This window comes from Sedimentitalea xiamensis (assembly GCF_030164465.1).
Classification (GTDB): Bacteria; Pseudomonadota; Alphaproteobacteria; order Rhodobacterales; family Rhodobacteraceae; genus Sedimentitalea; species Sedimentitalea xiamensis.
Map to the genome: position 1 here is coordinate 33861 of NZ_JASNJE010000022.1, position 23224 is coordinate 57084.

A 23224-nucleotide genomic window follows, 5' to 3' on the forward strand; every position below is an offset into this window, starting at 1 on the left:
GGACATAGCACATGCCCATTCTTCCCGTCATCGCGGACAGCACGGATGAACTGACCGCCATCTTCAAGGATTTGCACGCCCATCCGGAAATCGGTTTCCAGGAACGCCGGACCGCCGCGATCGTGGCCGACAAGCTCAGGGAATACGGGGTCGACGAGGTGGAAACCGGGATCGCCGAAACCGGTGTCGTCGGCCTGATCAGGGGCAAACGTGACGGCAGCCGCCGGATCGGGCTGCGCGCGGACATGGACGCGCTGCCGATTCACGAGGAAACCAACCTGTCCTACTCCTCGACCCATCCGGGCGTCATGCATGCCTGCGGTCACGACAGCCACACGACGATGCTGCTGGGCGCCGCGAAACATCTGGCCCAGACCCGTGATTTCGCCGGGACGGCGGTGCTGATCTTTCAGCCCGCCGAAGAAGGGCTGGGCGGCGCGCGCGGAATGCTGAAATCGGGCCTGTTCGACCGTTTCCCCTGCGACGAGGTCTACGGCATGCACAATTCGCCCAGCGGAGAGCCCGGCAAGGTCGGCATCTGCAAGGGCGCCGCGATGGCGGGAGCGTCCTTCTTCGACATCACCGTCAAGGGCAAGGGCAGCCATGCCGCCATGCCGCAGCAATCGCGCGATCCGCTGGTGATCGCGTCGCTGCTTGTCGGCGGTCTGCAAACCATCCTGTCGCGCAACGTCCCGCCGCTGGACGCCTGCGTCCTGTCCGTCACCCAGCTGCACGCCGGGTCCGCGTATAACGTGGTGCCCGACACGGCAGAGCTGGCCGGAACCATCCGCTATTTCAAGGACGAGGTGCGGGACCTCGCCGAATCCCGGATGCGCGAATTGTGCGATGGATACGCCAAGGCCTATGGCGTCAGTATCAGCATCGATCTGCGCAACATCTTCGACGTGCTTTACAACAACGCCGACCTGTCGGACGCCTATATGGACGCGGCCGCCGATATCGTCGGGCCGGAAAACATCTCGCGCACAGATGAACCCGCCACCGGTTCCGAGGATTTCGCCGACATGCTGAAAGTGGTTCCGGGCGCCTATTGCCGTGTCGGGCATTCCGGCACTACCGGCCTGCACAATCCGAGCTTCTTCCTCGATCCGGACATCCTGCCCGTCGGCGCGTCGATCATGGCCCGCATCGTCGAACGCCGCCTGGCGTCCTGAGGAGACTGACATGAACCCCCTGGACCTGCCATTTGACACCGATGAGATGCTCGCCGGGCTGAAACCCTGGATCGAATGCGAAAGCCCGACCCATGACGCGGCGGCCGTGAACCGGATGATGGATCTGGCCGCCTATGATCTGGCGGCAGAAGCCGCGATCGAACGGATTCCCGGCCGGCTCGGCTTTGGCGGATGTCTGCGCGCCCGCTTTCCGCACCCGGACCAGGGCAAGGTTCCCGGCATCCTGATCGCCGGGCACATGGATACGGTGCACCCTGTCGGCACGCTGGACGTGCTGCCGTTCAAGGTCGATGGCGACATCTGCTATGGCCCCGGCATCATGGACATGAAGGGCGGCAATTTCGCCAGCGTCGAGGCGCTTCGGCAACTGATCCGCGCCGGACTTCGGACGCCACTGCCGGTGACGGTCCTGTTCACGCCGGATGAAGAGGTCGGCACCCCGTCCACCCGCGAACTGATCGAAGCCGAAGCCGCGCGCAACAAATACGTGCTCGTGCCGGAACCCGCCGCCGAGGACGGCGGCGCGACCATCGGGCGCTACGCCATCGCGCGGTTCAACCTGCGCACGGTCGGCAAGCCCAGCCATGCCGGCGCGCGGCTGGCGGATGGCCGTTCCGCCATCGCCGCCATGGCGCGCAAGATCATCGAGATCGAGGAGATGACCGGCCCGGACTGCACCTTCAGCGTCGGTGTCATCCATGCCGGGCAATGGGTGAACTGCGTCTCCTCTCTCTGCGAGGCCGAGGCGCTCAGCATGGCCAAGAAACAGGAAGACCTGGACGACGGGATCGCCCGGATGCTGGCCCTTCAGGGCGAGGTGAACGGGGTCGAGTTCCAGGTGTCCCGCGGCGTCACCCGGCCGGTCTGGAAACCGGACCAGCCCGGCACCATGGCCATGTTCGAGATCGCGAAAGAGATCGCCGCGGACCTCGGTTTCGACCTGAAGGGCCGCAGCCAGGGCGGCGGGTCGGATGGCAATTTCACCGGCGCGATGGGCATCCCGACGCTGGATTCCCTTGGCGTGCGGGGGCAGGGGCTGCACACGCTGAACGAACATATCCAGGTATCGAGCCTTGTGGAGCGCGGGCGCATGATGGCGGCGCTGCTGATGCGGCTGACCTGACGACGGGGCAGGGGCCGGCCCGGTCGCAAGGCCGGACCGCGGACGGTCATGGCCGCCCTGTCAGCCCATCCGGTAGCCCGGCGTCGATTGCGAAATCGCGGTTTCCTCGTCATCCATGTCCTCGGCGATGCTTTCGAACAGCGGCGTCGTGAGATAACGCTCGCCGGTATCGGGCAACATGCACAGGATGACCGATCCCGGTTCCGCCTTTTCCGCGACCGTCATCGCCACGGCGAAGCTCGCACCGCCGGAAATGCCGGTCAGTATGCCTTCCTTGCGGGCCAGTTCACGCGCCCACTTGACGCCGTCCTGCCCGGCCACCGGGATCAGATCGTCATGATATCCCCCATCGAGCGCCTCCTGGAGAACCGCCGGAATGAAATCCGGGGTCCAGCCCTGGATCGGGTGCGGCTCGAACGCCGGGTGGCTCACCGCCGGCGCGTTGTCGCGGTCGCGCTCCTGCGCGTGACCGCTGCCGACAAGCTGCGCATTGGCCGGTTCGGACAGGATGATCCTGGTCTCCGGCCGTTCCTTGCGCAGGACCCGTCCGATCCCGGCGACCGTCCCGCCTGTGCCGTAGCCGGTCACCACGTAATCCAGCCGCGTGCCGTCGAAATCGGCGAGGATCTCGCGCGCGGTGGTGTTTTCATGGATCTCGGCATTGGCCTCGGTCTCGAACTGGCGCGCCAGGAACCAGCCGTGTTCCTCGGCCAGCTCCACCGCCTTCCTGTACATGCCGAAACCCTTTTCGGCGCGCGGCGTCAGCACCACCTTCGCCCCGAGCATCCGCATCAGGCGCCGGCGTTCGACGGAAAAGCTTTCCGCCATCGTCACCACCAGGGGATAGCCTTTCTGGGCGCAGACCATCGCGAGACCGATCCCGGTGTTGCCGCTGGTGGCTTCGACCACGGTCTGGCCGGGTTTCAGCGTCCCGGCGCGTTCCGCCGCCTCGATGATGTTGACCGCGAGCCGGTCCTTGACCGATCCCGCCGGGTTGAACGCCTCGAACTTGACATAGATCGTCACGCCCTCCGGCGCGAGGTTGTTGACGCGGATCGTCGGCGTATTGCCGATCGTCTCCAGGACGCTGTCAAAAAGTTGCCCGCGTCCCCTGGTGGTCCTGACCGTTTTCGCAGTCGTCATCGGCTGTTCCTTTCGTCGCTCTCTGGGCGGAGTATGAACATGGATCCGCCGGCCGGCAATCCGCTCCTTGGCGCCGCCTTGCGCCGGCCTTTGCGGGAGTACCGCTGCCGGCCGGGTGGACCCGGTTTCTGTATACACAATTCGAAAAAATACCGGATACCCGCGCAGTGACGAAGGATATTGACAGATTTTGTATACCGTATACGGTTGAAAGGTCATCATTGGCGTGGGGGAGGCGGTGGGACAACAGGAACGGAACGCCCAATTCGTCCGTGCGCTGATCGAGCTGAGATCGCTGGTTCTGAACGGCACGTTCGTCGGCGGGGACCGAGTCACCGAAACGACGCTGGCCGAACGGCTCGGTCTGTCGCGCACGCCTTTGCGGCAGGCGATGGATCGGCTGGTGGACGAGGGCCTGCTGGAACGGATCCGGACCGGCGGAGTCCGTGTCGTGCAGTTCAGCATGGACGATATCAAGGATGCGATCGAACTTCGCGGGGTTCTCGAAGGCACCGCCGCGCGCCTTGCCGCGGAAAGAGGCGTCGCGCCGGATCTCGCGGAAAGAATGCAGACCGTGCTGTCGGCGCTGGACGATGCGGTGGCGGGGGATCTTGATTTCGACGCCTACGTGGACCTGAACGGGCAGTTTCACGACCTGTTGGCGCGGCTGCCCGCCTCGCCCCTGGTCGAACGCGAGATGGGCCGCGCGAACCGAATGCCCGCCGCGTCGCCCACGGCCTTTCTGCAAGGGCAGGAATTGATACCCGATTTTCGCGACAGCCTGCGCCGGGCGCAGCGCCAGCACCGGTCGATCTTCGACGCCATCCGAAACCGCGAAGGCGCGCGCGCCGAAGCCCTGGCCCGCGAACATGCCCGGCTGGCCCGCGCCAATCTGGAATACGTGATGCAACTGGGGCCGGACCTGGCGGCGAAAGTGCCCGGCCTGGCCCTGGTGGCGGAATGACAGTTTTACAGAGGAGAGAAGCCGACCATGCCCAGTCTCAGCGACGTGATGAAGGAATGGAAGACCCCGGTGGAGATGTTGCGAAACTCCAGGGCGGGGATGTATGTCTATCCGGTGGTGACGCCCGAGTTCCGCAACTGGCGGAGCGAACAGGCGGCCTGGCGCGACAGCGCGGTGCTGTTCGACCAGACGCACCACATGGACGAACTGATCGTCGAAGGCCCGCAGGCGACGGAGTTTCTCAGCCATCACGGCATCAACAGCTTTGCGAATTTCGACCTGAACCGGGCGAAACATTTCGTGCCCGTCACGCCGAACGGCCACGTGATCGGCGACCACATCATCTTTCGCGAGCGGGACGACAAGTACATTCTGGTCGGACGGGCGCCGACCTCCAACTGGCTGATGTTCGCGGCCGCTTGGGGCCGTTGGAACGTGCGTCTGCGCTATGATCCGCGCAGCCCTTCGCGCCCCGAAGGGGAACGCGTGCTGCGCGAGCATTACCGCTTTCAGATCCAGGGGCCCGAGGCCTACAGGATTTTCGAGAAAATGAACGGCGGGCCGATCCCGGACATCCTGTTCTTCCACGTGGACAAGATCAATGTCGGGTCAAAGAAAGTGCAGGCGCTGCGTCACGGCATGTCCGGCGCGCCGGGCCTGGAGATCTGGGGGCCCTACAGGGACAAGGACTATATCCAGTCGGTCGTCCTGGAATCGGCCAGGGAGGCGGGCGTGGACATCGTGCAATGCGGCAGCCGGGCCTATTCGACCAATACGCTGGAATCCGGCTGGATACCCTCGCCGCTGCCCGGCATCTATTCCGGCGACGGAATGCTGGCCGACTACCGCGACTGGCTGGGCGCGGACATGTACGAGGCGGCGGGCGCGATCGGCGGCAGTTTCGTCTCCGACGATATCGAGGATTACTACGTCAACCCGTTCGAACTGGGGTATGATTTCTACATCGGCTGGAAAAAGGACGATTTCGTCGGCAAGGCCGCGCTCGAAAAGATGAAAGCCGAAGGGGTCAGGCGCAAGAAGGTCACGTTCGAATGGAACCGTGACGACGTGCTGAAGGTCATCGCGAGCGCCTTTGACGGCGGTACCCCTTACAAATGGATCGATTTCCCGCAGCCGAACTACGCATCCTCCAGCGCCGACATGATCTGTGACGAGACCGGCAAGATGGTCGGCATGTCCATGTTCAACGGCTACAGCTGGAACGAACGCAGCGTCCTGAGCCTTGGCGTCGTCGCCACGGAGGTCAAGATCGGCGACGTGCTGACTTTGAAATGGGGCGAACCGGACGTCACGGCCAAGACCAGCAAGGAGCCGCACAAGCAGGCCGATATCCGCGTGCGCGTGTCGCCCACGCCCTATTCCAGGGAAGCCCGCGAGAACTACGCGGAAAGCTGGCGGAACAAGGCGTCGGACTAGGTATTCCGATGTTCCGGCGGACAGGATGAATACGCCATGGCCAGCGCGAAGGTTGTCGCGTTGGCCATGGTCAGGCGCGTGCAAGGCGCATGCTTCATGAAAAAGGGAGGATCCAAATGAAAATGACCCATCTGTTCACGGGGGCCATCCTGGCGGGCGCCATGGCCGCTCCGGTCGTGGCCCAGGAACTGAAATTCGCCAATTTCACGCCGCCGTTTCACACGATCAACGCCAGCGTGATCGAAAAACTGAACGCCGATCTCGCGGCGGCGACCGGCGGCGCGGTCACGGTGCGCGGCTATCATGGCGGCGAACTGGGCGCGGGTCCGGTCGAACAATATGTCCGCGTCGTGCAGGGCGTGGCGGATCTGGGATGGGGCCTTCCCGGCTACACCTCGTCGCAGTTCGAAAAGACGATGATCGTCGAACTGCCCGACGCGATCCCGCTCGGATCGAGCGGCTACGAGGCGCTCTGGAAGGCTTTTGACGACCACCTGGCCTCCGAATTCCCCGGCACCGTGGCGATCGCGCTCTGGACGTCGGAACCCAACATCTTCATCATGAAGGATGCCGAAATCCGGACGCCCGCCGACCTGGCCGGCCTCAAGGTGCGGGTCGCCGGGGCCACCGCCGCGCAGGTTGCCGAGGCGCTGGGGGCGACGCCGGTGCAGATGCCGATCAACCAGGTCTACAATGCCTTGCAGACCGGCCTGATCGACGGTGTGATAACCGGCGCATCGACCCTGTCGGACTTCAAGCTGGACGAGGTGGCCAATTCCTACACTCTTGGCGCCAACCTGGGCCGGCTGGCGTTCTACACGGTCATGAACCAGGGCGCGTTCGACAGCCTGACCGAAGATCAGCAGACTGCTCTGCTCGGGCTGCGCGCCGCGGTCTCGGAATCGGCAGAAACCTCCTGGAACGCCACCGCCGACGCGGCGCTTCAGGCGGCACGGGACTCCGGTGACAACACGGTAATCGATCTTTCCGAAACAGAGGCGCAGGCGTTCGCGGAGGCGGTTGCCGAGGTGGTCGACGGCTATGTCTCCGATGTCGGCGGCGAAGCTGCGCTGGCGGCGATGCGGGGCGAATAGGTGCTTGCGACCCTGCGGAAGCTGGCGGACGGGCTGACCGGCCTGTCCGCCGCGCTTGGCGTGATCGGCCTGCTGGTGGAAATTGTCGTGATCCTGGTCGACGTGATCGGGCGCGCATTCGGCCATCCGCTGTTCGGTTCGCAGGATCTGGTCACGATGACCATGGTCATTCTCGTGTTCGGCGGGATGGCCCTGTGCGACCGGCAGGGCGGCCACATCTCGGTCGACCTGCTGGAACGGAACTTTCCCCGGATCGTCAATCGCGCCATTGACATCGGCTCTGCCCTGCTGGGCGCGGTGATCTTCGTGTTCATCGCCTGGGCGATCTGGGAAAGCGCGAAACTGTCCCGGATGCTGAACCTGTCGACCAATCTGCTTCAGCTGCCCAAGGCATGGTTCCAATGGGCGCTCAGCGCGCTCGCGCTGGTCACGGCCTTCGGCATGGCGCTGCGCGCGGCGGAACTGGCGCTGTCCGGACGCGATGTGCGGCACGAAAGAACCGGCCCATGAGCGCGGGCGCCTTCGGGGTCGCGGGCATCGCCATCCTTCTGGCCCTGCTGATGCTGCGGGTGCCGGTGGCTTTCGCGATGTTCCTTGTCGGGTTCATCGGGATCTGGATCCTCAATGGCTGGAACGCGGCCATGGGGCTTCTCGGGTCAGAGACATTCACCCTGGCGTCCAACCCGGAACTGGTCATCATCCCGCTCTTCATCCTGATGGGCAACGTGGCGAGCCACACCGGCATGAGCCGGCAACTCTACGATGCGGCCTATGCCCTCATCGGCCAGATCAGGGGCGGCCTGGCCAGCGCCACGGTGATCGGCTGCGGCGGCTTCGCGGCCCTGTCCGGATCGTCCGTGGCCTCCGCTCTCACCATGGGCAAGGTCAGCCTCGCAGAGATGGAGCGTTTCGAATACGATCCGCGCCTGTCCACCGGCGTCGTCGCGGCGGGCGGCACGCTGGGCATCCTGATCCCGCCATCGACCGGCTTCGTGATCTACGCGATCCTGACCGAGCAAAGCATCGGGCGCCTGTTCCTCGCGGGGGTTCTGCCGGGCCTGCTGCTCTTGGCGGCATTCGTCCTGACGATCACCCTGATGTGTTGGCTCAGACCCGCCTTCGGCCCCGCCGGACCATCCACGACCATGGCGCAGAAACGCCGCGCGATGCTGGGCGCGGCGCCGATCCTGACCGTGATCATGCTGACGATCGGCGGTATCTACGCCGGTTTCTTTTCACCCACCGAGGCCGCGGGCGTCGGCGCGGGATTCGTGATCATCTATGGCATCGCGATCGGGAAATTGGGGCCGCGCGCGTTCTGGGCGGCCTGCAAGGACAGCATCGTGACGACCGCCACGGTGATGCTCATCCTGATCGCGGCCCATATGATCAACCCTTTCCTCGCCCTCAGCCACGTGCCGTCCTTCGTGGGCGAATTTCTGGCCGCGCTCGACCTGGGGGTCACAGGAACGCTGATCGCTATCCTTTTCGTCTACATGGTGCTGGGCTGTTTCCTCGAAGGTTTCGCCATGCTCGTGCTGACGCTGCCGATCTTCTTTCCGGTCATCGTGGAACTGGGTATCGACCCGATCTGGTTCGGCGTTCTCGTGGTGCTCACGCTGGAAATGGGCCTGATTTCGCCGCCCGTGGGGATCAATGTCTTCATCGTGAAATCCGTTGCGCCGGGCGTCGAGCTCGGGCAGATCTTCCGCGGCGTCCTGCCGTTCTGGCTCGCGATGATCGTGACATTGGCGACCCTCATCGCATTTCCGCAGATCAGCCTGATCCTGCCGGACACGATGTTCAACTGACGTCCGTTGACGATACGCGATGCGGCCAAGACTACATCGCAAGGCGGTTCCGCAAGTCCCACAACCGGCTTCGCGTCCTGAGGGCTGATATCTGACCCTCCACGGCCAGTGCCCCGAACGAAACTGCAATCGCGCGGAGAATCTGGTAGACTGGATGCAAGCCGTTGTGGCGCCGCGACAAGCATGGCCTGCGATCCCGCAGAACGACAGCGGCGGAATGGGCGCCCTGCGGGGGACCCGGCAGAGGACGGTCGATCCGGGCGGATGAAACCTTTCACACGAGGCGCGCGCCGGATCAGATCCCGCAGTCGGGCCGTCAGGATTTCAGTAAAAGGACATTCATCATGGCCGAAGACACCAGGAAAACCCTTTACACAACGCAACCGGGCTACAGGAGCATCGTGACAAAGCCGCGCAAGCCCGTGCCGGACGATGGATCACGGCAGCCCCGCCGTCCGGAGAAGGACGAAAAACCCACCCCGAACACCGAGCCGCTGGCCCTGTTCGGTCCGGATGATGAGTTCGTGGCAGTAGCGAGGAGCAATGTCGTCGATGTCTACCGGTTCGACACGTTCGGTGATGACCGCGCCAGGCCGGTGGCCCGCGCCAAGCTGGGACAATTGGCGGAACGCCTGATCGCCGGGGGCCGGCGAGAACCCTTCTCCATCTATGCGCTCGATGCCAAAGGGCGGATCCATCGCTGCGATTTCAGAGGCGACGGCGGTGATCTCGACCGCGGGGCGCGGTTCGAGCGCCTGGCGCCGGAGATCAAGGCGCCGATCCGGCAGGTGGTGGCGCTGCGCAAGCGGTTGATCCTGATGACCGGTACGGAGGGCAAACTGGCGCTCTGGGGGCTGGACCGCCGGTCGCGGCAGATCGCCAAGCTGGGACGTCTGGCGCTTGATCTCGACCTGACGGCCCTGGACGCGGACCGGCACGATATCCTTCTTGGCTGGTCCAAGGGCGAGGTGCGGTTGGTGCTGCTCGGCGAAGACAGCGTAACAAACGCGCCCGAGGTCCATGCCTTCGAGGTCGAGCGGGTGACGGCGGCAACCGTGCTGAACGGCACCCACCTGGTGCTGGCCATGAAGGGTGGTCAGGTGCAGAAGCTCGATCTGCGCGCCAGCGCGATACCCGAGGTTGCGGCGCGGGTCGCCGATCCGCTGGCGCGGCTGTGCTATGCCCTGCGGACTCTTCTGAAGCGATGCGGTTGCGATTGCGACTGCGGTCGGCCGGATGGCGGCGGGTCCGACGGAGACGGCGGCGGAGGCCCGGGCGATGACGAACCCTGCGATGATCGGCACCGGGCGAAACTGGGCTTTACCGTCTACCGTCTGGCGCGCGTAGGCACGCACGTTGTCGCCACCGCCCGCAGCGGCACCCGGATGGCCGTGCTGGATGCCCGGATGAACGTGCTCGCCGAACGCCGGCTCGACCGGGGCGGGGCCGACCTGGATACCGGCCGGACCCACAGCCAGAACATGCTGATCCGGATGCCGCGTACCGGACGTGTCGAGGTTCTGGAGCTGACTGATTTCGTCGCCAGTCTGAAACCCGCCCTGCCGGACGGGTTCTCGCTGGTGCCGATGCCCAAGCCCAAGACGGTGACCTATTGGGGCCACACGGACGCGCCGGCACAGGCCAACCCGGTGATCAAGGTCTGCCTGTTCCCGGTGGTCGACAACGGCCAGACCTATGGCGACGCCAACATGACCAAGCTGATGGCGCAGATCGAGGCCAAGGCGTTCGACCGTATCAACGATTACTACGATGAATGCAGCTTCGGCGAGGCGGAGTATCAGTTCACCACCTTCGGTTACGATATCGGCGGGGCACGCAAACCGCTGGTGTTACCGCAGCCGGTGGCGGATTACTGGTGGGACCCGTACCGGGGCGGCGGGCTCAGGGCGGTGATGCCGGCGGACTGGAGTGATCCGGTTGTCTTCGACGGCACCGAAATGCTGCGGATCAAGACCCATCCACGCGCCGGGGCCGAGAATGAATATGACATTCCCTTCGCGGCGATGTGGACCGACCGGAGTTTCGCCAGCTACCCCGTGACGATTGATTTCGACGGCACCGAGACCGCAGAACTCGAGGTGCAGACCCAGACCGGGGACAGCCATACCCTCACGCTGAATTTCGGCGCACTGAACCTGACGCTGAACCAGGCCGATGATCACGCGGCCTTCCTGGATGCGCTCGCCGCCCATGTCACCGCGGCGATCCGCGCCGCCGAAGGGGCTTTGCCCGGCGACCCGGTGCTGATCCAGGACGTGGTCTATCGGCGCGAGCGCACGTCAACCAACGCAACCGAGTTCGGGCGGTTGCAGGGCCAGTTCCGCGCCCAAGCGATGGGTGGTGCGTCCCAGAAGGGCCGGATCGCGGTCACGAGTGCAACCGGAGCGACGCTGACGGCAATCGGGCTGACACCATCGGGCGATACCCCCGGCGTCATGGACAGCACCGGTCGGGTATCGGATTACATCTCCGAATGCCTGCGGGCCGCGCAGGTCGATGCCGGTGAAGGGATCGGGGGCACGGCGGCCTATTTCGAAACTACCGTCGGCGCCGACTTTGACGGGGCGGCGCAGGAAATCGACGTGACGGTCAGTTTCACTGTCAATTTCGGCGGGCAGCAGGCCGAGATGGAGGTGCAATCCTCTTCCGGCCTGTCCGGCACCGGCTGGAACAATGCCCAGCCCGATCCTGGCTCGGAGTGTCATCCGAACGACAGCAATGCGCTGCGCCATGCCATCGATCTTGCGGACGACACGTTCACCGCCGCCTGTCAGCATATCCGCGACTCGGGCGCATGGAACCGGGCCGTGGTGGCGGCGATGTTCTCCGGCTTTGACGTGATGATGATCACCCATATCGGCGCGCCCCATGCCGGCATCCCGGCGGGTGACGCCTGGAACTGCGACGACCCCACGGGCTTCGGATCAAAGCGCATGTACAAGCGCACCCATCACGCCACCGACAAGGCGCCCCCGGGAGGCGAGGATCCGGTGCAGTTCGGCGCCAGCGCGATCACCGGGCAGAATTTCACCAATATCGCCTCGGCCGACATGAACGCCGCCACCGGTGTGATGGCGCACGAGTTGGGACACGCGTTGGGATTGCCGGATCTCTATTCGGCAAACGGCTATCGCGACGACGTGCTCTACGTCGATCGCTATGCGATGATGGCGGGCGGCAACAGCAATTTTCATCATTTCTGCGGCTGGTCGAAATGGTCGCTGGGCTGGATACCCGACGATCCGGATGGAAACGTGAACCGGACGGTGTTCGTCGACCTGCCGGTGCCGGACGATACGCTGATCACGGATGCCTGGCTGGTCCCTGTCGAGTTCTGGGACAACGCGATGCGCCAGGACGTGCGCGATACGGTGGGCGGCAGCGTCGAGATCGGCCAGCTGATGAAACTGAACCTGGGTTCGGATGGCGGGGTCACCGCGTTCCTGGAACTCCGCGCACGAGGCGACAATTTCAGCCAGAGCCTCAGCCCGCAGCCGACGATCTATGCCACCAACGGGCTGGACCCGGACAGCGACCGCGAATGGGCGGTGAACGGTCTTTACCGGCGCAGCGCCCACCGGCTGAACGAAGGCACCGAGTTGCGCAACGTCGGCGATGTCTGGGATTTCGCAAGCGGGCCAGAATTCCCGATCAAGGGAACCATCGCGCGCGTCATGGAACAGGTGACGGTGCGCGGTTCGATCCCGGTCTGGCGGGTGCGCGTCGAACGCGAGCAGGCGGAATATATCGACCTGCATTTCCAGGATCACGTGCCCAGTTGGAAAAGCCCGGACATCTGGGTGGACTGGGCCGGGGACAATGCCGATCCCTCGGTGCCGCGGGAATACCCGGTGGGAATGCCCACCGACCAGGGCGAAACCGTGCGCTTTCCCAGCAGCGGGACAGAGCGGCATTATGTGGTCGCGCGGGTGCACAATGCCGGCAATTCCCGCGCCGAGAACGTCAAGGTGCGCTGGTTTGTCTGCGATCCGCCCGGCGCCGGGGATGACGGCCGCTGGATCGATCGCGGCACCAGGACCATTCCGGTGGTGCAGGACGGGGATAACGAACTGGCGGTGTTCAACTGGGACGTGGATTCCTCGATCAACGAACACCAATGCATGCGCATGGAGATCATCGACTGGGAGATCCCCGACGAGATCGATCCGGCGACGGGCGACACGGTGGCCCTGTCCTCGGATGACGTGAAGCTGCAGAACAATGTGGCGCAGCAGAACGTGTTCGATTTCGAAGCCTATTCCGGCTCGCCCTTTGACGCGATCACCTTTCCGATGCAGGTGCACAATGATCGGAACCAGACCGAGATCGCGGCATTGGTGCCCGAAGGGCTGCGAGACGGCATGAAGCTGACGATCAGCCCGCGGGAATGGGCGATTCCCAAGGACGAGGCACGGGTCTTCACCTGCACCCTGGAACTGGATCACACCGTGATCCGGCCCGGCTGCGACAATGACAGCGGGTTCCTGCTGACCGCCTGGCGCCGCGGGGGCGAGGCGGACGCCCGCTGGGGCAGCTGTTTCTACCACGTCCGCCCGCGGTTCAAGACGCGGATCGAACTGCTCCAGGGCTATTGGGTGCACGGAAGGCTGGCGCTGAACGGGTTGATGCAGCCGCTCACCGACACGGCGCTCGATCTGACCGAGGACATGCCCTTGCTGGCGCGCATCCGGCTCCAGATCGACGGGCCCGGCGGACAGGTTCTCTGGCGAGCCGCGCAGATCGCGGCGGATGGCAGCTTCGCGTTGGATATCACGCAGGAACAGGGCAAGACCGTGATCGCCCAGGCGTGGTTCGATCGCACCGACCGGCTGGGATCGTCCGTGTCGAACGAACTCACGCTGAAACAGGCCTTCATCGAATGACCGGCGTTCCGCGGCACTTCCCGTCGGGAAAAATCAGACAGTGGGGTATGACGCCCAACGTCCGGGCGTCCTGCTGTGTCGCGGATCGTCCTACACTCCTGCAGTCGGCGACGCGCCCCGGCATGCAGGCGTTTGGGGCGATGGATCGGAGGACGATCGCCTGCGACTGATTTGGGAGGACTCACATGAAGAAGGCATTGATTGCCTCGGTTTCCGTTGGAGCGCTCTTGCTTCCGGCAGCGGCCATGGCTCAGGATGACACGGTCAAGCTCGGCATTCTCGTGGCGCTGGAAGGCGCCTTCGCCGAGGGCGGCGCAGATGGCGTGCGCAACGTCGAACTCGCGATCCAGCAGGCCGGCGGAATGGCCGGCGGCAAGAAGATCGAGACGGTCGTCGCACCGACCGACACGACGCCCGACACCACCGTTCGGCAGGCGCGCAAACTGATCGAACAGGATGGGGTCGACATCATCCTCGGACCGCTTTCGGGCTCCGAAGGCATCGCGATGCGCGACTATGCGAAGACGATCCCGGACAAGACGGTCATCAACGGGATCTCCGGCGCGCTCGAGACGACCTGGGTGGATCCGGCGGAGAACTTCTTCCGCTTCAACCTCGACGGCGCGCAGTGGGGCGCCGGGCTCGGCACCTATGTGGTGAAAGAGAAGGGCTGGAACCGGGTCGCAACCGTCGCGGCCGACTATTCCTTCGGCTACACCAACTTCCTGGGCTTCGCGGTCGACTTCTGTCGCGCGGGCGGCGAGATCGTGGAACGCTTCTGGGTTCCGCTCGGCTCGTCCGACTTCGGCGGCGTGATCGCGGCACTGCCGGATGACGTGGACGCCATCTATCTGGGAGTCGGCGGCACGGATGCGATCAACTTCCTGAACCAGTACAATCAGGCCGGTGCCGAGACCAACCTGATCGGCGGGACGATCATGGCCGACCAGACGGTTCTGACCTCGCGCGGGCGGGCGAAGGACGCGCTGATCGGAACCCCGACCTCGGGTGCGCTGGCGGAAGACAACCCCGATCCGGCCTGGCGGGAATATGTCGCCGCCTATCAGGAGGCCTTCCCGGAAGGCGAGCGTTTCCCGTCGCCGTCGCTTTTCGGCGTCGGTTACTACGTGGCCGCGCTGGCGGCGATCGATGCGCTGAACGAGATCGACGGCGATCTGTCCGGCGGACAGGCGAAATTCCGCGAAGCCCTCGCCGATGATCCGCTCGACACGCCGCTCGGCCCCGTATCGCTGAACGAGAACCGTCAGGCGACCGGCACGGTCTTCATCAACGAGGTGCAGGACGACGGGCAGGGCGGGCTGAAGAACGTGATGGTCGGCAAGGCCGAGAACGTGAACCAGACGCTGGGCATGACGGTGGAGGAGTTCACCGCAATGGGTCTGCCATCGCGTGACACGCCGGACTGCGCGGCTCTTGCCAGCGGCGGCTGAGATTGCCGCAGGAACGGGCGGGGCCCGGCGGCGGGCCCCGCGCAGGTTCCGGAGGGATCGTGCGCGTTCTCCGGGCCACGGGGTTTGACGCCGGGTGACACGTGTCTCTCATCTGCTATCTCACCAGGGTTCACTTCGCCGATCGCGTCCTTGAGGACGCTCTCGCCGAGGAACTGTCGCGCCACGGGATCGCGCGCGCTCTTATCGTGACCGATGAAGAGGAGGCGGACAGCGACGGGCTCGATCGCGTTGTCTGCACGCTGCCGCCGGACGTCGATCATACCATCTTCATTGCAGGGCGGGGCGGCGGTGCCGGGGCGGACCGGCTTCGCGTGGCCGAGCTTCTGGCGGATGCCGGCTGCGACGGCATCCTCGGGTTCGGAGGGATGGCCGCGCTGGACCTCGCGCGGCTGGTGAGCGGCGCTTTGCTGCCGCTTGTCACGATCCCCACGCGGACGGAGACGATCGGGATCGGTCCGCTCGGACGGGATGCGTTCGGGCAGGTGGGCCAGCATGCGCGCCTGCCATCCGCGATCCTCTGCGACGCGACGCTGACCACCGGCGCTGGCCCCCTGGCGACCGCGGCGGGCGGCATGGATGCGCTGATTCACTGCCTGGAGTGTTTCTTGAGCACGGCGTTCAATCCGCCGGCCGACGGGATCGCGCTCGACGGGCTGCGGCGGGTCGCGGCGCACCTCGAAGCCGCCGTGCAGGACGGCGCGGACCTGTCCGCGAGACGGGAACTGCTGGCCGCGGCGCTGAACGCGGGCCTTGCCTCGGAAAAGGGATTCGGTGGAATCGAGGCGGCGTCGCACGGGCTGGAAGCGGTCAGCCGGTCGCGCCACGGCGTTCTGCATGGCGCGCTGCTGTCGGAGATACTGAATTTCAATTCGCCGGCGGTCTCCGACAGGTTCCACCTGATCCGCATGGCGCTGGAACTGCCCGCGCGGGCCGATCCCGCCGAGCGGCTGTCGGTCCTCGCCGAGCGCATCGGCTTGCCGCTGAGACTGTCGGAGATCGGGATAGGGCCGGACGTGCTGCCCTGCGCCGCCCGCAGGGCGGCGGAGAGTCCGGCCAACCGGACAAATCCGCGCCATGCGACCGCCCTTGACTACGAAAGGATGATGCGTGCGATCCTGTAGTTCTTTCGCGTTTTGTTTGCCGAAACGCAGATTCCGGATAGCATCGGCAGGCGGAAAGCGCTCGGAGACAGCGCGGCGTGCCACAAGGACCAGGGACAAAAAGTACTGGGGAGGAGAAAATGAGTGACTCACTGGCCGTGTTTCACGGGCATTTCGGTCGTGTCTGCCTTTACAACATGGATCGCGGCATGGTTCCGCACGGTCATCGCGAAGGCCATCTGATCTTCCATGTCCAGGGTCCGTCGGGCGCCGTCGTGGTGAACGGACAACCCTGGCCACTTGCCGCCGGCCAGGCCGTCGCGGTCAGCCCCTGGCAAGCACATCACTACCTGCCTATTCAAACGTCCGAGCCGACTCTTGCCCTGGTTCTCTACATCCGTCCGGCCTGGTTTCTCGAAGCGTCGCGCCGCGCGTCGGCCTCGATCTGCTTCGGTCGGGTCGGGATCGAGGTCACCGAACACCTGGAACGGCTGGTCTTCGGGACCGCACAGGCCATGCTCGACGAGGATCGCGAGGAGGTGATGCTGGAAGACAGGCTCTGCGACCTGACGCAGTTCGCCTTCGACCAGTCCTGGCAATGGACGCCGCGCGGTGCCGATTTCACCGGCCCGGATCTGCCGCGACGCGATTTCCGGATCAGAAAGGCGCTCAGGTATCTTCAGGAAAGTATCGGAGAGGCCATCGAACTGGACCGTGTGGCGCGCGAGGTCGGCCTGTCGCGGCCGCATTTCTACAAGCTCTTCCGGGCCCAGATCGGGCTTACGCCGAACCTGTACCTCAACGCACTCAGGATGGAGCGCGCAATCGACATGCTGGCGACCTCCAAGGAAGCGGTCGCGAATATCGGGTTCGACCTCGGCTTCTCAAGCCAGGCGAGTTTCTCGCGGTTCTTCATCAGCAACGGGGTCGTGCCGCCATCGGCCTATCGGCGCTCGGTCCACGTCGCTTGAGAGGCCCGCGCGCCGGGGCAAGGTCCTGATTTTTTGACCGTGCGGCGCAGGATCAGACGCTCGGGTATCTGTTCCGCCGGTATCGGGCGCTAGTCTCGGCAGACCCTTGTCAGGGGAAGTTACGGACAGGACACATGCAGAGTTTCATTCAACGCCATCCCGCATGGTCTCTTTTGATCGCGCTTGCCGCGGCGGTCCTGCTGTGGCTGATATTCGCGCCCTGGTCCGCGGGGCTGGAAGAGATGCTTGGCCGGAAACGGGTGTTTCTGAACGCGGTCTTCGGCGGCATCACGCTTGGGGCCCTCTATTTCCTCGTCGCCTCGGGCTTCACCCTGATCTTCGGGCTCATGCGCAACGTCAACCTCGCGCATGGCTCGCTGTATCTGCTGGGCGGCTATCTGGGCTTCGAGATATCGGAGCGGACCGGGTCGTGGCTGCTGGCCTTCCCGGTCGTCTTCATCGTCGTGGGACTCCTCGGCATCGTGCTTCAGAACCAGGTGTTCCGCCGGATGGAGGGAGAGGAGTTGCGGCAGACCATGGTGACGATCGGTCTGTCCGTGGTCATCGCCGATCTGCTGCTCTGGGCCTGGGGCGGGCAGTCCTACACGATCTATTCGCCCGACTGGCTGTCCGGCCCGATGTCGCTGCCGGTGATCTCCAGCGTCAACGACGAGGGCGAGATCCGCTATCTCAGGTATCCCGCCGTGCGGATGGCGATCCTGTTTGCCGCCATCGTCATCGGAATCGGCATGTGGCTGGTGCTGAACAAGACACGGCTGGGGATGCTGGTGCGCGCGGGCGTCGACGACCGCGAGATGCTGGCCGCTTCGGGCGTGCGCATCCAGTATGTCTTTCTCGCGGTCTTCGCCTTCGGCGCGGGGCTGGCGGGCATCGCGGGGATCGTGGGCGGGACCTTCCAGTCGCTGTCGCCGGGCGAGGACACGCGGTTTCTGCTGGCCAGCCTCGTCGTCGTGATCGTGGGCGGCATGGGATCGATCCCCGGCGCGGCCATCGGGGCGCTCATCATCGGGCTCTCCGAACAGCTGGGCCTTGTCTACGCGCCGACCTATTCGGTGGTGTTCACCTTCCTCATCATGGCTGCCGTGCTCGCCTTCCGGCCGCAGGGCCTGTTGGGACAGGGGTAGGCGATGGCGCTGGTGGAACAGGGAAAGACGGTCGCTCAACCCTGGTGGTTCGAACGGATTACCGCGCCCTGGTGGGTGCTTGCGGCGGTGCTGCTGACCATGCCGGTCTGGGTGAACGATTTCATCCTGTTCCAGGTCATGGGCTGGACCTTCATCCTCGGCATGATCGCGCTCTCCATGATGTTCCTTGCCGGATACGGCGGCATGGTCAGCCTGATCCAGATGTCGGTCGCGGCCATGGGCGGCTACATGGTCGCGATATTCGGCACCTCGGGTATGGGCGAGATCAGCATGGGGCTGTCCTGGTGGCTCTACATTCCCATCGCCATCGTGATCGCCGCCATCTTCGGCACCATCGTCGGCGCATTGGCGGTGAGGACCGAGGGAATCTACACCATCATGATCACCCTCGCGATCGCGGCTGCGTTCTTCTATTTCACACGGCAGAACTACACGATCTTCAACGGATATTCCGGGTTCAACCTGGTCGTGCCGCCGATGCTGTTCGGTGTCGACTGGCGGCAGCCGATGCCGTTCTACTACCTGTCGCTGGGATGTGCGGTGCTCTGCTATCTGGCGGTTGTCTATGTCGCGCGCGCGCCTTTCGGCCTGGCCCTGCAGGGGGTTCGGGACAATCCCCGGCGGATGGCGGCGCTCGGCTTCAATGTCACGGCGCACCGGGTCGCGGCCTATACATTCGCGAGCGTGATCGCGGCCATCGGAGGGATCCTCCTCGTCTGGCAGAACGCGCAGATCGCGCCGGGGACGGCGGGCATTCCGGCGGTGATCGACATTCTGGTGATCGCGGTTGTCGGCGGCATTTCGCGGCCGATCGGGCCGTTTATCGGGGCGCTGATCTACGTGCTGCTGAGGACCTTCTCGCCGGATGTGCTGATGGCCTTCGGCCTGTCGGGAGAGCGGTTCAAGCTACTGATCGGACTAGGTTTTCTGACGGTTGTCTTCTTTTCTCCGGATGGCGTTCTGGGTCTCTGGGACCGCTGGCAGGCGCGGCGGGCGCGGAGCCGCGACCCGTTGACCGGAGGCGAGACATGACTCTCGTCGAGGATACCCGCGCCGCTGACCGTCTGGGGTCGGTCAGTTCCGGGAACGCCCTGGAACTGAGGGGCGTGACCAAGATGTTCGGCGCGCTGTCGGCAATCTCGGACGTCACGCTGACGGTGCAGTCGGGCGAGCGGCGGGCGGTGCTCGGATCGAACGGGGCGGGGAAAACGACGCTTTTCAACTGCGTCACCGGGGACTTCCTGCCGACCAGCGGCACCATCCGGCTGTTTGGCGAGGACGTGACGCGCTTCCCCGCCTATGAGCGCATCCGGCGGGGACTCAGGCGGACCTACCAGATCAGTCTTCTCTTCAACGGGCTGACGGTGGCGGACAATGTCTATCTGGCGTGCCGGGGGGTGTCCCGCGGGCGGTTCTCGTTCCTCAGACCGCGCGAAGACGACGCGCTTCTGACCCGCGCGGACGAGCTTGTCGAGGCGGTGCACCTGACCGAGTGGCGCGACACGGCGGTCGCCAACCTGAGCTACGGCCAGCAACGCCAGCTGGAAATCGCGCTGGCGTTGGCGGGCGCGCCGCGCTTCATCCTTTTCGACGAGCCGGCGGCGGGCCTTTCGCCCGCGGAGCGCGCCGAACTGGTCGCGATCCTGAGGGGGCTGCCGGGGCATATCGGCTATATCATCATCGAGCACGACATGGACGTGGCGCTCCGCGTGGCCGAGAGCGTGACGATGATGCACAACGGCCGGATCTTCAAGGAGGGCACGCCCGAGGAGATCGAGAACGACCAGGAGGTGCAGGAACTGTACCTGGGAGACGGCCATGGATGAGCGCCGGAACACCCGCCGCGCCGCGCTCGAAGTCCGGGGCCTGAACGTCTATTACGGCGCGAGCCATGCGCTTCAGGGCGTCGATCTTCGGCTTGAGACCGGGGTGCTGTCGGTTGTCGGACGCAACGGCATGGGCAAGACGACGCTGTGCAAGACGATCATGGGGCTGGTGCCCGCCGCCTCCGGCTCGGTGAGTTTCGCAGGCCAGCCGCTGGTGGGGCGCCCGGCCGCCGAGATCGCGCGGATGGGGATCGGCTATGTCCCGCAGGGGCGGCGGCTCTGGCGGTCGCTGACCGTCGATGAACATCTGAAGATGGTCGAGAAAAAGGGCGGGGCCTGGAGTTCGGAGCGCATCTATTCGACCTTCCCGCGCCTGGCCGAACGCAAGCGGAACGGCGGCGCGCAACTCTCCGGCGGCGAACAGCAGATGCTTGCCATCGCGCGGGCGCTGATGGGCAATCCGAAACTGCTCGTCATGGACGAGCCGACCGAGGGTCTTGCGCCGGTGATCGTCGCCCAGGTCGAAGAGATGCTGCTGACGCTCGCCGCGGAGGGCGAGATGGACGTGCTCGTGATCGAGCAGAATATCGGTGTCGCCTGCGCGGTGGCCGATCGAGTCGCGATCATGGTCAACGGGCGGATCAACCGGATGGTGCCGGCCCGCGAACTGGCCGCCGACCGCGACCTTCAGCAGCGGCTTCTGGGGGTCGGGCGGCACGCGTATGAAGATACGCCGGAACCGGCGGTGGGGACCGGGGGTGGCGAGGCCGGCGCGGCGGGCCGGCCGAAGGGGCCGCAGCCGACAAAGGTCTACCTGTCGAACCCGAAGCCGCCGACCCGCTGGTCGCAACCCGTTCCGGTGCCGCAGATCGAGCGCGCGGCGCGCGTCCTCACCACGGGCGCACCGATCGCGAGCGGGGTGGAAGCGGAGCTGCGCCCGCTCGCCGCGCCGGGAGAGCAGGTGGTCCTGGTGGCGGGGACGCTCGACACCAAGGGCGAGGAACTGCGCTACATGCGCGATCTGATCCGTTCGGCGGGGCTGCCGGTGCGGATGGTGGACCTGTCGACCAGCGGCGCCCATTCGGGGGCGGAAATCCCGGCCCACCAGATCGCGGCGTTCCATCCGCGCGGCGCCGCGGGCGTTTTCACCGGCGACCGGGGTCAGTCGGTCGCCGGCATGACACAGGCGTTCGCGCGCTGGATGGCGCGGCAGGACGGCGTGATGGGCGTGCTGTCCGCGGGAGGATCGGGTGGGACGGCGATCGTGTCCCCGGCGATGCGGGCGCTGCCGGTCGGCGTGCCGAAAATCATCGTGTCCACCGTCGCCTCGGGCGAGGTGTCCCAATATGTCGGGCCTTCCGACATCACGATGATGCACTCGGTTGCCGACGTGCAGGGTCTGAACGTGATCACCGAGGAGGTGCTGGCCAACGCGGCCAACGCGCTGGTGGGCATGGTGAAGGCGCGCCAGGCGTCCCCCGCGCGGCGGGCGGTGAAACCGGCCGTCGGGCTGACCATGTTCGGCGTCACGACGCCCGCCATCCGCCAGATCTCCGAGGCGCTGGAGGAGGATTTCGACTGCCTTGTGTTTCACGCCACGGGGATCGGCGGACAGGCGATGGAGACGCTGATCGACGACGGCAAGATCGTGGGCGTGATCGACCTGACCACGACCGAAATCTGCGACATGATGATGGGCGGCGTCTTTCCGGCGACCGAGGACCGGTTCGGCGCGGTGATCCGGCGAAAGATGCCCTATGTCGGCTCGGTCGGCGCGCTCGACATGGTGAATTTCGGGGCGCCCGACACAGTGCCGGAAAAGTACCGGGGACGGACCTTTTATGAGCACAATCCGCAGGTGACGCTGATGCGCACGACGGCGGAGGAATGCACGCGCATGGGCCGCTGGATCGGCGGGCGGCTGAACGAGATGGAAGCGCCGGTGCGCTTCTTCCTGCCCGAGGGCGGGGTCTCGGCGCTGGATTCGCCGGGCCAGCCCTTCGACGACCCGCAGGCGCGCCATGCGCTGTTCACCGCGCTTGAGGACACGGTGCGCCAGACAGCATCGCGTAAGCTGATCCGCCGGCCCGAGAACATCAACGATCCCGCATTCGCGTCCGCCGTGGTCTCGGCCTTTCGCGAGTTCCACGGGGATCGGCCCACCAGACGCAAGGAGGCGCAGCGATGATGGATCGCAAGAGCATATTGGCGCGGTTCCGCGACATGGCGCAAAGGGGCGAGCCCATCGTCGGCGGCGGCGCGGGGACGGGGCTTTCGGCCAAGTGCGAGGAGGCGGGCGGGATCGACCTGATCGTGATCTACAACTCGGGCCGCTACCGGATGGCCGGGCGGGGGAGCCTTGCCGGCCTGATGCCCTATGGCGACGCGAACGCCATCGTGGTCGAGATGGCCTCCGAGGTGCTGCCGGTTGCGCGCAATACCCCGGTTCTGGCGGGCGTCTGCGCGACGGACCCGTTCCGGCTGATGGACAGGTTCCTTGACGAACTGAAGCGGATCGGTTTCGCCGGTGTACAGAATTTCCCGACCGTGGGGCTGATCGACGGGACGTTTCGCGCCGACCTCGAAGAGACGGGGATGGGATACGGGCTGGAAGTCGACATGATCCGGCTGGCCCGCGAGAAGGACCTGCTGACGACGCCCTACGTCTTTGACGAAGGCTCGGCGGCGGCGATGGCCGGGGCGGGGGCCGATATCATCGTCTGCCACTTGGGCCTGACGACCGGTGGCTCCATCGGGGCCGAGACGGCGCTGACGCTCAAGGACTGTCCGGCGCTGGTCGATGCGTGGGCCGAAGCGGCGCTGAAGGTCAAGCCGGACGCTCTGATCCTTGTTCATGGCGGCCCGGTCGCGATGCCGGAAGACGCCGAATTCATTCTCAAGAACACGTCGCATTGCCACGGCTTCTACGGCGCTTCCTCGATGGAGCGCCTGCCGACCGAGGTCGCGCTGACGGAACAAACCCGCGCTTTCAAGGCCATCAAGGGCCGCTGAAGCGC

The 23224-nt window shown here is 65.3% G+C and carries 17 protein-coding genes; 16 read left to right on the top strand and 1 reads right to left on the bottom strand.

Annotated features, from left to right (window positions below):
• The first annotated feature begins 11 nt into the window (after positions 1 to 11).
• Both QO034_RS16085 and QO034_RS16090 read left to right on the top strand, forming a co-directional pair.
• Positions 12 to 1175, top strand: a complete 1164-nt coding sequence (locus QO034_RS16085) for a M20 aminoacylase family protein (protein ID WP_284486549.1) — start codon at positions 12 to 14, stop codon at positions 1173 to 1175.
• A 10-nt stretch (positions 1176 to 1185) separates the two neighbouring features.
• On the top strand, positions 1186 to 2319 hold the full coding sequence (locus tag QO034_RS16090; protein ID WP_284486550.1) for a M20/M25/M40 family metallo-hydrolase: 1134 nt from the start codon (positions 1186 to 1188) through the stop codon (positions 2317 to 2319).
• 60 nt (positions 2320 to 2379) lie between these two features.
• Here QO034_RS16090 and cysK read toward each other — a convergent pair whose 3' ends face one another.
• On the bottom strand, positions 2380 to 3462 hold the full coding sequence (gene cysK, locus QO034_RS16095; RefSeq protein ID WP_284486551.1) for a cysteine synthase A: 1083 nt from the start codon (positions 3460 to 3462) through the stop codon (positions 2380 to 2382).
• Between the two features lie 238 nt (positions 3463 to 3700).
• On the opposite strand from cysK, the gene QO034_RS16100 reads away from it, so the two are divergent.
• The 14 genes from QO034_RS16100 to QO034_RS16165 all read left to right on the top strand — a co-directional run bounded on the left by QO034_RS16100 (position 3701) and on the right by QO034_RS16165 (position 23219).
• On the top strand, positions 3701 to 4426 hold the full coding sequence (locus QO034_RS16100; protein WP_284486552.1) for a GntR family transcriptional regulator: 726 nt from the start codon (positions 3701 to 3703) through the stop codon (positions 4424 to 4426).
• A 27-nt stretch (positions 4427 to 4453) separates the two neighbouring features.
• Positions 4454 to 5863, top strand: coding sequence for a vanillate/3-O-methylgallate O-demethylase (ligM, locus tag QO034_RS16105; RefSeq protein ID WP_284486553.1), 1410 nt, complete (start codon positions 4454 to 4456; stop codon positions 5861 to 5863).
• A gap of 116 nt (positions 5864 to 5979) precedes the next feature.
• The gene (locus tag QO034_RS16110) at positions 5980 to 6957 is read left to right on the top strand and encodes a TRAP transporter substrate-binding protein (RefSeq protein WP_284486554.1); all 978 of its coding nucleotides are present in this window, start codon (positions 5980 to 5982) and stop codon (positions 6955 to 6957) included.
• Positions 6958 to 7467 carry a TRAP transporter small permease gene (locus QO034_RS16115; RefSeq protein ID WP_284486555.1) on the top strand — a complete coding sequence of 170 codons (510 nt, stop codon included), beginning with the start codon at positions 6958 to 6960 and terminating at the stop codon, positions 7465 to 7467.
• Positions 7464 to 8768, top strand: coding sequence for a TRAP transporter large permease (locus tag QO034_RS16120; RefSeq protein ID WP_284486556.1), 1305 nt, complete (start codon positions 7464 to 7466; stop codon positions 8766 to 8768). Before QO034_RS16115 ends, QO034_RS16120 begins: the two co-directional genes overlap by 4 nt.
• A gap of 344 nt (positions 8769 to 9112) precedes the next feature.
• Positions 9113 to 13672, top strand: a complete 4560-nt coding sequence (locus tag QO034_RS16125) for an immune inhibitor A domain-containing protein (RefSeq protein WP_284486557.1) — start codon at positions 9113 to 9115, stop codon at positions 13670 to 13672.
• Positions 13673 to 13857: 185 nt separating this feature from the next.
• Entirely contained in the window at positions 13858 to 15123 is a 1266-nt protein-coding gene (locus tag QO034_RS16130) for an ABC transporter substrate-binding protein (RefSeq protein ID WP_284486558.1), read from the top strand.
• A gap of 101 nt (positions 15124 to 15224) precedes the next feature.
• On the top strand, positions 15225 to 16265 hold the full coding sequence (locus QO034_RS16135; protein ID WP_284486559.1) for an iron-containing alcohol dehydrogenase: 1041 nt from the start codon (positions 15225 to 15227) through the stop codon (positions 16263 to 16265).
• 119 nt (positions 16266 to 16384) lie between these two features.
• Positions 16385 to 17215, top strand: a complete 831-nt coding sequence (locus tag QO034_RS16140; protein ID WP_284486560.1) for an AraC family transcriptional regulator — start codon at positions 16385 to 16387, stop codon at positions 17213 to 17215.
• A gap of 134 nt (positions 17216 to 17349) precedes the next feature.
• Positions 17350 to 18360 carry a branched-chain amino acid ABC transporter permease gene (locus QO034_RS16145; protein WP_284486561.1) on the top strand — a complete coding sequence of 337 codons (1011 nt, stop codon included), beginning with the start codon at positions 17350 to 17352 and terminating at the stop codon, positions 18358 to 18360.
• Positions 18361 to 18363: 3 nt separating this feature from the next.
• The gene (locus tag QO034_RS16150; protein WP_284486562.1) at positions 18364 to 19413 is read left to right on the top strand and encodes a branched-chain amino acid ABC transporter permease; all 1050 of its coding nucleotides are present in this window, start codon (positions 18364 to 18366) and stop codon (positions 19411 to 19413) included.
• On the top strand, positions 19410 to 20207 hold the full coding sequence (locus QO034_RS16155) for an ABC transporter ATP-binding protein (protein ID WP_284486563.1): 798 nt from the start codon (positions 19410 to 19412) through the stop codon (positions 20205 to 20207). The genes QO034_RS16150 and QO034_RS16155 overlap by 4 nt, the downstream gene beginning before the upstream one ends.
• Entirely contained in the window at positions 20200 to 22395 is a 2196-nt protein-coding gene (locus tag QO034_RS16160; protein WP_284486564.1) for an ABC transporter permease, read from the top strand. Before QO034_RS16155 ends, QO034_RS16160 begins: the two co-directional genes overlap by 8 nt.
• Positions 22392 to 23219 (top strand): phosphoenolpyruvate hydrolase family protein, encoded by an 828-nt coding sequence (locus tag QO034_RS16165; protein ID WP_284486565.1) that lies wholly within the window; start codon positions 22392 to 22394, stop codon positions 23217 to 23219. The genes QO034_RS16160 and QO034_RS16165 overlap by 4 nt, the downstream gene beginning before the upstream one ends.
• Positions 23220 to 23224: the final 5 nt, after the last annotated feature.